The organism is Pseudoramibacter alactolyticus ATCC 23263, from assembly GCF_000185505.1.
Lineage (GTDB): Bacteria > Bacillota > Clostridia > Eubacteriales > Eubacteriaceae > Pseudoramibacter > Pseudoramibacter alactolyticus.
On sequence record NZ_GL622395.1, the window covers coordinates 1 to 513 of the forward strand.

The 513-nt window shown below is 37.2% G+C and carries 1 protein-coding gene; it reads left to right on the forward strand.

The features are described from left to right. Positions 1-513, forward strand: a 513-nt coding sequence (locus tag HMPREF0721_RS12190) for a hypothetical protein (RefSeq protein ID WP_040640543.1), incomplete at both ends; no start/stop codon positions are given.

Sequence of the window (513 nt, forward strand, 5' to 3'; positions counted from 1 at the left end):
ATTCAATGAAGCGATGAAAATTCATAGTGCGGTGAGAGACTTGCTAATGATTTCCTCATGGAGTAATCATCAATTCACCTCGATATCTGTGTCACATGATAGGGATAAAGAATTTGATAATAAGAATAAATGGGTAAAAGCGGTTTCAGCTTATTGGAATACGGCTGAAATCGTTGATGTAAAAAATAAAGAATTCATGTTTACATACCAGGATATTGAAGAGTCTGGGGTTCAACGTTGGCTAAATATACGCAATCAATATTCCCGAGCAATTGACCCTATATTAACAACTATTAGGTGGAATGACAGTCCTATTGAGAATACTCTTTTTAACCTTTGTGCAGGTGCCGAGGCTCTTGGAAGATATATCGCTCGTGATTTCCCTGATAAATCTTTAGAAGACAAAGGAAGGGCCTATTTGCGAAGTGCATTGCAGAATATTATTAATCAAATACCCAAAGGTATTTTGCCATATGTCAAGGAAGGTGAAGGTAATCAAGACGGGAAGGTAGT